The 5903-nt window shown below is 45.4% G+C and carries 3 protein-coding genes; 1 reads left to right on the forward strand and 2 read right to left on the reverse strand.

What is annotated here, in order from left to right:
- Positions 1-262, reverse strand: a 262-nt coding sequence (locus AC3A14_RS23315) for an adenylyl-sulfate kinase (protein ID WP_487779189.1), incomplete at its 3' end; no start/stop codon positions are given.
- A gap of 185 nt (positions 263-447) precedes the next feature.
- A complete protein-coding gene (gene malQ / locus AC3A14_RS23320) occupies positions 448-1971 on the reverse strand; it encodes a 4-alpha-glucanotransferase (RefSeq protein ID WP_487779190.1) in 1524 nt (507 codons plus the stop codon).
- A gap of 187 nt (positions 1972-2158) precedes the next feature.
- Here malQ and treS point away from each other — a divergent pair, with 187 nt between their 5' ends.
- On the forward strand, positions 2159-5641 hold the full coding sequence (gene treS / locus AC3A14_RS23325; RefSeq protein ID WP_487779191.1) for a maltose alpha-D-glucosyltransferase: 3483 nt from the start codon (positions 2159-2161) through the stop codon (positions 5639-5641).
- Positions 5642-5903 lie beyond the last annotated feature (262 nt).

Consider the following 5903-nt stretch of genomic DNA (forward strand, 5'->3'; position numbering starts at 1 on the left):
AGGGAGAAATTGCAGAAACTAAAACAATCACCCCATTTCGGGTTAATAGATGGGAAACAAACCCAATGCGGCGGATATTTTCGTCTCGGTCTTCTTTGCTAAAGCCTAATCCTTTGGTGAGGTTTGTACGAACAATATCCCCATCTAGGACTTCTAATTTAACGTCAGCAGCGCGTAGTTTTTTTTCTAGGGCTTGGGTAATGGTGGTTTTACCAGCGCCACTGAGACCAGTAAACCAGATTGTAACACCACGGTGATTCATACGAACAAAAAGTTTTAAGATTTAGATCTACTGTACTATTTTCTGGTCAACTTGCGAAAGTCAGGAGCGCTACGCGCGGGTAATGGGTAATAGGTAATGGGTACGGGAGCAAGGAGTAGAAGAATGGGTTAATCCTCCGTTCTGAAATTTATTCCCTATTCCCTATTTCCTAGTGCGTAGCACTCTTAGCGGCCATAGGATTGGGTTAAGTGTAGCAGGCGATCGCCTAATTCCTGACTCAACATCCCTGGATCGGCATAGCGCCAACGCCAATTTCCAGCACTGACACTCGGATCGTTCATTCGTCCTTGGTTATCTAAACTGAATAAATCTTGTAGGGGGAGAATTGCCCAAACGGCTACCGCGCTCAAGGCTATACGGATTAACAGCCAAGAAATCTCAGTAATTTCTTCTGGGGAACTATAACCGAGATATTCGGCTAAATGCTGTTTTTCTTTTTGGCTCGCCTTTTCCCACCACCCCACTGCCGTATCATTATCGTGAGTTCCCGTATAGCAAATGGCATTTTGGGGATAATTATGGGGCAAATACGCATTATCAGATCCTCCTCCAAACGCAAATAGGAGAATTTTCATTCCTGGAAAGTTAAAATGATCCCGTAATTTTTCCACTTCTGGCGTAATAATGCCCAAATCTTCCGCTAAAACGGGTAAATTGCCTAATTCCTCACCCAAGGTTTGGAAAAACTCAAATCCTGGAGCCTTTACCCATTCTCCATTCATGGCTGTTTCTTCACCCGCAGGTACTTGCCAATAGGCTTCAAAGCCTCGGAAATGGTCAATCCTGACGACATCCACATATTGCAGTGTGGCTCGGAAGCGTTCAATCCACCAAGCATAATTCGTTTCTTGTAATTTATTCCAATCATAAACTGGATTCCCCCACAATTGCCCTGTGGCACTAAAATAATCCGGAGGTACGCCCGCCATCCATGCCGGTTCTAAGGTTTGGGGATCTAACTTGAAAATTTCGGGATTTGCCCAGACATCGGCGCTATTGTGGCAGACATAAATCGAAACATCACCGATAATTTGAATGCCTTTTTCGTTGGTGTACTGGCGCAGATTTTGCCACTGTTCAAAAAACTTGAATTGCAGAAATTGATGGTATAGGATGGAATCAGCAAGGGTTTCTTTTTTACGGGCTAGGCTCTGGGGTTCGCGACGAGCAAGCGATCTTTCCCAATGATTCCAAGCTTGTCCCCCATTCTCCTCCATCAGGGACATAAATAACACATAATCATCTAACCAACTGGCCTGTTCCTGACAAAATTGAGTAAAGTTAGTCAAGGCAGGATTTTCCTCTTCTGCTAACTGTTCTTTAAAGGTTTCATAGGCCTGTTTGAGGAATCCATATTTATGGGAAATCACGCGATCGAAATTTACTCGGTTGGGGCTGATATCTTCTCCACTTAGAGGAATTAATTCTTCGGAATTTAATAATCCTTCTGCGGCTAATTGCTCTAAGCTAATCATCAAGGGATTACCTGCAAAAGCACTGTAATTCATCGTGTAAGGAGAATGTTCATAACCGGTTGGTCCTAGGGGCAAAATTTGCCATATTTTTTGCCCACTCCGAGCGAGGAAATCAACAAATTGATAAGCATTCTCTCCTAAATCGCCAATTCCAAAGGAACTGGGGAAGGAAGTCGGGTGTAATAAGATGCCACTTGCGCGTTCAAAAGCCATAGGAATTACAAACTCTACAAGAGATACGGACGATCGGTCTTCTCCATAGAATAAGACAAAAAGTCCCTCGCGATCGCTGGGGCAGATTTGTTGTTTTTTTATTCATCTGCTCATTTTCTTGAGCTACTCCTATTTTTTTGCTTCAGGTATTAAAATGAAAAATCAAGAACATTGGACAATAGAAGAAATGTGCCACTCCATCCTCAAAGACGATCCCCTTTGGTTTAAAGATGCGATTATTTATGAAGTTCCTGTCCGGGCTTTTGCCGATAGTAACGGAGATGGTATCGGTGATTTCGGTGGACTCAAGGACAAACTGGACTACATCCAAGAATTAGGGGTCACTGCCCTGTGGATACTGCCCTTTTTCCCGTCTCCCCTCAAAGACGATGGCTATGATATTGCCGATTACAATAGCGTCAATCCCATTTATGGAAATATAGAGGACTTCAAAGAATTCTTACGCGAGAGCCACAAACGAGGCATTCGAGTCATTATCGAATTAATCGTTAACCATACCTCTGATCAGCATCCTTGGTTTCAGCAAGCTAGAAAAGCACCTCCAGGGTCACCAGAGCGAGAGTTTTATGTATGGAATGATAACCCTAGTAAATATCAAGGCGCTCGGATTATTTTCCAAGACTTTGAACATTCTAACTGGTCTTGGGATTCTGTGGCAAATGCCTATTATTGGCATCGATTTTATTCCCATCAACCAGACCTAAACTATGAAAATATAGCGGTGCAGAAAGCTATTTTAGAGGTGGTAGATTTTTGGTTAGAAATGGGAGTCGATGGTCTGCGCTTAGATGCCGTTCCTTATCTGTATGAGGAAGAAGGAACGAATTGCGAAAACTTACCCCAAACCCATACATTTTTGCAGGATCTGCGCAGCCATATTGATGAAAAGTTTCCTAACCGTATGTTACTGGCTGAAGCGAATCAATGGCCTGAAGATGCAGCAGCTTATTTTGGCCGGGGTGATGAATGCCACATGAATTTCCATTTTCCTTTGATGCCGCGTCTGTTTATGGCATTGAAAATGGAAGATAGTTTTCCGATTATAGATATCTTACAACAAACTCCCCAAATTCCGAATAACTGTCAATGGGCGCTGTTTCTGCGAAATCATGATGAATTGACCTTAGAAATGGTCTCGGATGAAGACCGAGATTATATGTATCGCGTCTATGCCCAAGATCCGCAAGCGAGGATTAATTTAGGGATTCGTCGCCGCTTAAGTCCCTTAATGGAGAACGATCGCCGCCGGATAGAATTACTCAATAGTCTGCTCTTTTCCTTACCAGGAACCCCCGTCCTCTATTATGGGGATGAAATTGGCATGGGGGATAATATTTATTTGGGCGATCGCAACGGAGTCCGTACCCCCATGCAATGGAGCGCTGATCGCAATGCTGGATTTAGCCGCACCAACCCCCAACGCCTCTACGCTCCTCCGATTCTCGACCCTGAATACCATTACGAAGCGATCAACGTCGAAGCCCAACGCAGCAATACAAACGCCCTCTGGTGGTCAATGAAACGGCTGATCGCCACCCGGAAACGGTTTCAATCCTTCGGTCGAGGAAGCTTTGAATTTCTGTATCCCGACAACCGGAAAGTATTAGCCTTTACCCGCACCTACGCGGGCGAACATATCCTAGTGGTGGCGAACCTCTCCCGGTTCGTGCAAACTGTCGAGCTAGACCTATCCCCCTTCCAAGGGATGAAACCGGTAGAAATCTTTGGCCGTACAGAATTTCCAGCGATCGCCGATAGTTCCTATTTTCTCAGCCTCAGTCCCTACGCTTTCTACTGGTTCACCCTACAAATCGAAGAAAACTTAACCCCAAATCCCGTTCCTGTTACCCAACTCCCCACCCTAGAAGTCCCGACAGGCCCCTGGCCAAGTGCATTTTATCAAAACGATCCCAAAACCCGCTTTGAACTCCATCTACCCCACTATCTGATTACTCGCTCCTGGTTTACGGGTAAATCGCGCACCATTCAATCCACACAAATTGTGGATGTGATTCCCATTCCTTACCAAAACCGAGAAGCTCAGATTCTGCTCATTCAGGTCAACTATACTGAAGGCGCAGCCGAAACCTATGCTTTTTCGATCGCATACGAAGCCATCAGTGTTGAGGAAGACCCCATGTATAGCGATCGCATGGTTGCTAAAATCAACGTGCAAGAATTCGGCGAAACCGGTATTTTATACGAAGCCAGCGCCGATCCAGACTTCCTCAGATTCATGTTAGAGGCGATCGCCAACGGTTGGCAATATCAAGGCATTGAAGGCAAAATTGTCCCCTATCTGTTTAAAACCCCAGATCAATTAGAGCAAGGCATAGAAGCCTTCGATCCCCACGTGTTGCGAGGCGAACACAAACATACTTCAATTATCTATAGCGATCCTCAATCTGAAGTCGATCGCCATCATCTAGTTCTCAAACTCTTCCGGCAGATTGAAGAAGGAATCAATGCCGACCTGGAAATTGGGGAATTTCTCACCCGTAGAATTAGCTCAGACCTCGAACCGAACCCCAAAACCTTCTCCCTGCGATCTGGCCAAATTACCCCCTTTTATGGTTCCCTAGAATATCATCGCCCCGGTAAACCCTCCATGACCATTGGCGTATTGCGCGACTTTATTCCCGACATCCGCGACGGTTGGTCATACACCCTCGATAATTTGCGGGGTTATTTCGAGCAAGTCATGGCTACTCCCATTGAAATTGCCGACCTACCCTTACCTAACCTCAAGGACTTTACCCTAGATGTCACCTCAAAATCGACCGACTTAGACTTAGAGAGCCATGATTCGATAGCTGAGATTCCCGAACTCGTTTACTCCCTGATCGGATCTTACCTTAGCTCCGCTGAACGTCTGGGCCAATACATGGCTGAATTCCATCTAGCCCTAGCCTCCGATCGCGAAAATCGCCACTTTGCCCCAGAACCCTTTTCTTCCTTTTATCAACGGTCAATTTACCAATACATGCGGAACCTGAGCGGTAAAACCCTCCTGTTTTTGCAAAAGCGTCTCAACCGACTGCCCGAAGACTGGCAATCGATCGCGATGGACTTAATTAATCGCAAAGACCAATTATTAAAACGCTTTGGCTCGGTCATCGACTTAAAAATTACTGCCCTGAGAACCCGTTGTCATGGGGATTATCACTTAGAACAAGTCCTCTATACCGGTAAAGACTTTGTGATCACCAACTTTGAAGGAGAAACCAATCGACCCTTGAGCGAACGACGCATGAAGCGATCGCCCCTGCGAGATGTGGCTGGAATGCTTCAATCCTTCCACTATGCTGCCAGCGTCGCCCTGCAACAAGAAGTTGATAATGGCATGATTGACCCCGACAACTTGTCCGACATGGAGCAATGGTCAGACTTTTGGTGCAGTTGGGTTAACCTCGTCTTTGTCAAAGCCTATCTGCAAACCGCTAGCCAAGGTCACTTCCTCCCCGATACTTCGCGAGAAATGCAAGTTTTGCTCGACGCTTACATCCTAGAAAAATCCGTCTACGCCATCTCCTACGAACTCACCCATCGTCCCCATTGGGTGAAAATTCCCCTTTCTCGCACCTTAAAATTATTGCAAGTTCCCAATATGTCCTATCTGATTCCTCTGCTTCACTCCCGTGAACAATGAACAATGAACAATGAACAATGAACAATTAAGGGCATCTCTCAATTTGTAGGGTGGGCATTGCCCCACCTTACCTGCCAATATCGAATTCTTAAATGTCTGGATCTTGTTTTCATATTACAGTGCGCTGTAATAACCGAGAATTTCGCTTAACCCGGTTAAACACTTGTCATTGCTTCCCTGCGGTCGCAATGACAACTCGAATCTACAATCAACAATGTACCTCATAGCAGCGCAAAGCGCTGTATCCCTCTTCTTTCACTCT

Source organism: Roseofilum sp. (assembly GCF_982964205.1).